Annotated in this window: 3 protein-coding genes; all 3 read left to right on the top strand. The window is 27.2% G+C overall.

Annotation, left to right across the window (positions count from 1 at the left end; all coding sequences use genetic code 11):
* Nucleotides 1-226: 226 nt before the first annotated feature.
* Complete coding sequence (locus tag B2W91_RS07070; protein ID WP_291579692.1) at nt 227-2,023, top strand: YcaO-like family protein; 1,797 nt, start codon at nt 227-229, stop codon at nt 2,021-2,023.
* A gap of 773 nt (nt 2,024-2,796) precedes the next feature.
* Entirely contained in the window at nt 2,797-3,117 is a 321-nt protein-coding gene (locus tag B2W91_RS07065; protein WP_291579691.1) for a rhodanese-like domain-containing protein, read from the top strand.
* Between the two features lie 644 nt (nt 3,118-3,761).
* The coding region (locus B2W91_RS07060; protein ID WP_291579690.1) for a S8 family serine peptidase at nt 3,762-4,840 on the top strand (1,079 nt) is incomplete at its 3' end.

Below are 4,840 nucleotides of genomic sequence, written 5' to 3'. Positions count from 1 at the left end.
TGCAAGGCATGGATGGAATGCAATGTATGCAAGGTATGAAAGCAATGCAAGGCATGCATAGTATGGAAGCAATGCCAGAGATGGAAGAGATTAAGAAAAAAGATACAGAAAGACTATATTAAGGTAATATATATTACAAGGGATTGTATAAGTCCCTTGTATAGATGACCCTAATTGATTTATAGGAACAGCTAATATTTTGAGAATTAAATATCGAGGTAAAATGATGATTAGATACAAAGATATAAATTTAAAAGATAATAATCCTGATATAACTATATCTAATATAAAAAATATATTAAATGAAATTGGAATAAATACATCTGAAAGCAATTGGAATAATTCACTTGAAAATTATTACTCAGTTACTATAAGGATTAACAATACTAATCTGAGTACTAATGGTAAAGGAATAAGTCCATCATATGCGCTAGCAAGTGCCTATGGAGAGTTAATGGAACGACTTCAAAACCAAGCATTTTTCAAATTATCTGTTGATGTAAGTCCAAAAGCTCTTAAATATAAAGGCTTCTATTATTGTCCTGATGAAAAGGAAATGTCATTAGACAAAATATTAAAGTTTGATAATGAATGGTTCAAAATCCAAGATAAATTAATAAAAAAAGAGATTGATAAAAAAAGTTTAATAAAAAAGTGGATGCAAATAGCCTATGAAGACTTTGATGAGGATTTTATATGTATTCCATATGATAATATATATAGTAAAAGGAAATCATATATACCAATAAAGATGGTGTCTAAAATGTATATGTCCAATGGAATGTGTGCGGGTAATACAAGGGAAGAGGCTTTAGTTCAAGGGCTATCAGAAATTTTTGAAAGATATGTAAATCGAAAAATATTAATGGAAAATATTATACCACCTGATATTCCTAAAAATTATATAGCTAGATATCCATTAATTAATAAGATGATAGATGATCTAGAAGAGTCAGGAAATTATGAAGTTATAGTTAAAGATTGCTCATTAGGAAAAGGTTACCCAGTAATAGGGGTAATAATTATTAATAGATTTAATCAAACGTATTTTGTGAAATTTGGAGCTCACCCTAAGTTCGAAATAGCTTTGCAAAGAACACTTACGGAATTATTGCAAGGTCAACATGCAAAAATGCTTAAAGGCGTTACAGAGTTTTCTTCTATTCCTAAAATTGAAAATCTTCATAACAATATGATTGGAATATTAGTAAATGGCTCAGGAGTCTACCATAAGGAGCTGTTTTCAAGTAATTATAGTTATGAATTTAATGAATTTTTAAGCTTAGATAGTGATAAAAATTCAGATATGTTAAAATATCTTTTAGATATTTTAGAAAAAGAGGAATATAGTGTTTTTGTAAGAGATGTTTCATTCTTAGGATTTCCTAGTTATCATGTAATTGTTCCAGGTTTTAGTGAAGTTGAATCAATAGACGATATTGAAGCTTTAGATAATTATATTAATTTTATTGGAATAAAAAAATACTTAAGAAATATTAATAGTTTAAACTCTAATGAATGTAGATATCTAATAGATACATTAGATAGTTTAGATATAAAAAATAAGTTATCAATTCCAAGAATATTAAATTTAAATATGATAAATAACTTTAATTGGTATTACTCTGATGTAGAGTTATTGAAGTGTGTTGTATGTTATAAAAATGGAGAATTTGAAAATAGCTTTAACTATATAGATAAATTTATAAAAAGATTAAATAATCCTGTACTAGATACTTATAATTACACATATTATAGATGTGTTAGAGACTTTATTGGTAATAAGGCATCTAAGTTTAATTTAAATGAAAACATAGAATTATTAGAGAAATTTTATTCAACAGAAATAATAAAGGATGTTGTTGATAATTTCTATGACAATAATAAGGTGATAGATAATTTTGGATCGATTTCATGTTGGAATTGCAATAAATGTCTTTATTCTAATGAGTGTTCCATTAAGGAAAATGATAGAATATTTATGATTTTAAAAGATAGATATACTTTAAATCAGATGAAGTAGATATTAGGTATAGAATTTAAAAGCATAATATGATTTTTATAAAGAACTTAAAAGAAAGCAAGAATTCGGAGTGCAACTTTTGTAGCTCTTAATTTGTATTATTATAAATATATGGTGGGATAACTTATTAGAAGAAGTTAATAAATATTATTTTGTATTTATATAAGATCCGTTCAAATGAAAATCTGAGGAACAATCAAAATACTAAGTATTATAATAGTAGTAAATAGGTTAGATATAGATATTGTTTACTTATTTTTAGGAGCAGATAAGATAAGGGCCGCTGAAATGACTATTCAGGTATTAGAAGAAAATATATTTATAAATAGTGAATTTAATATTGATTATCAATATTAAAAATAAACATATATTATTATAGTGATTAGAGAGCTTATATCTATATTAAATAGTTATAAGCTCTTTTTAGTTTAAAGGGAAAAGAAATAATGAAATAAGGAAAACTAAGGGGTAAAGAGTATATCTATTGTATTGAAAAAATATATGTTAAGGCTAGGAGGAGGAAGGAAATAAGATTTTCACTGTATAAAGATACCATAAGAGCAGATAATAGATATATTCTAAGAAGTCTTAATGTAACATAATTAGAGTTAATTGAACTTGTAAGAGCTTCAGTGAAAGAAAAAGTATTTTCAGATAAGTTCATTCAGAGATCGAAAAAAGAAATAGATAAAAAACAATATATTGAAAAAATAAATATTCAAGAGAATAATTACATATAATAACCTATTATAAATTAAGTGAGGTAAGAGAATATGAGCAACATAAAGTATATTAATAATGAACAAGCGGAAAACCTAATAGAAGAAAATGATGAATTACTAATTTTAGATGTTAGAAGTGCTAACGAATTTGAGGAAAGTAGAATTTCTAATGCCATAAATATTCCTGTAGACGAATTAGAGGAAGAGTTTTATGAATTAGAAGATTATAAAGATAGACCAATTCTTGTTTATTGTAAATCTGGGAAAAAAAGCAGTGTAGCTTGTAACTTAATGGAAGAAGAAGGGTTCAGTAATCTTTATAATTTAAGAGACGGAATATCAGATTATGAAGGACCAACAGTGAGTAAATAAAATATAAATTGAGTATACCCTTTTAGTAGATACAAGATAAAAAAACAGTATCTGCTAAAAGGGTATATTTTGTTTAGCTATAGATAAACCATCTAAAAATTTAATATATAAGTCATAACTACATAATTAAATATTTCAATTCACAACTAAAATAATGCACAATTCACAATTCACAATTAAGGTTGAAATTATTTTTTGGCAAAATAATTTCTTTAATAGATTTTTTAACTAGCAATATAATTGCTAGTTCTCCACCTCTGGGGAACAGTAGTGAAGCCCTTTAGGGTTCCCCTGAGGTGCAGTATAGGTCGGAACAATATTAATAAATTTAACTAGTACTATGGAGAAGCTACATTTGCTAGTGCTTTATTGTAGTGGCGAATACTGTTCGCCACTACAGCTAATCAATTTTTAATTTCTGAACTTAATACGTAATAATTTAATACAAATTTTATATTTGTAACAGAATTTTAATTTATCTAACTAATTTTTAAATATTTGTAAATTTTTATTGGATATTCTTAACTATTTGTAAATTTTAACTTAAAATGGAATAATATTTATTTTATAGTTGAAATTAGTCTATCTATAAAATAAAATTGAAGTATTATATTTACATTTATTCTATTTTGAGGAGGGGTTTTATGGTCAGCAAAAAAATTAGAACGTTAAGTATTGTTACATCAGCTATGGTTATTTTTTCATCTGCAAGCGGGGCTAAAGCTTATGGAAGGGTTGAACCCAATATAAATAATGAGAAGAATATCTCAATAAATGAAAAAACTTTAAATGAAAAAGATGATATAAATAGCATAATAAAAGATATGAAATTTGAAAAGGTGGATTTAAAAGAGCAAGATCAAGAAGAGGTAGTAAGAGTTATAGTTGAAGTAGAAGGAAAATCTGCAGTAGATATGTCTACTGATGGAGGAAAAATAAATATTCAAGATGTCAATAGAATAAAAAATGATATTAAAAGCATACAAGCAAAAGCTACTAACTTACAAGGTGCTAAAATAAGGCATAGTTATGGAACACTAATAAACGGATTTAGTATGGATTTAAAGAGAAAAGAGATGAATTCATTAAAGAAGATATCCGGTGTAGTTAGCGTTAAAGAAGCTAATATTTATTATTTAGACATGACTAATGCTAAAGATCTTACTCAGGTTTATACTGAATGGAGTAACTATGGATATAAAGGAGAGGGAACAGTAGTTTCCATAATAGATACTGGTATAGATTATACACATAAAGACATGAGAGAACCTAAAGATCCATCAAAAAACAAATTGAATGCATCAAAAGTTAAAGAATTAGTGAAATCAGGTGCATTAGAAGCAGGACAAAGTTGGCTAGATAAAACAGCTGTGAAAGGATATTATACTGATAAAGTTCCATTTGGATTTAATTATTCAGATGATAATGAGCAAATTATAGATACTCAATATGATGCTTCAATGCATGGTATGCATGTTGCTGGAATTGTAGCAGCTAATGCCAGTGATGAGGATATGAAAAAGATGGAAGGAATACAAGGGGTAGCCCCAGAAGCACAACTGTTAGCAATGAAAGCATTTTCTAATGGACCACGTCCAGGTGCTTTTACAGATGATGTTGTTGCAGCGATAGAGGATTCAGTATTACTAGGTGCAGACGTTATAAACATGAGTTTAGGATCGGCAGCAGGCTTTGTAGATGTCAATGATGCAGAACAAAAGGC

Origin of the sequence: Clostridium sp. UBA6640 (assembly GCF_002455975.1) — a bacterium.
Taxonomy (GTDB): Bacteria; Bacillota; Clostridia; order Clostridiales; family Clostridiaceae; genus Clostridium_J.
This window is presented reverse-complemented; position numbering and strand designations above follow the sequence as displayed.

Coding starts and splice junctions, on each gene's coding strand:
- B2W91_RS07065 (WP_291579691.1), top strand. CDS start 2,797: ATGAGCAACATAAAGTATATTAATAATGAACAAGCGGAAAACCTAATA.
- B2W91_RS07070 (WP_291579692.1), top strand. CDS start 227: ATGATTAGATACAAAGATATAAATTTAAAAGATAATAATCCTGATATA.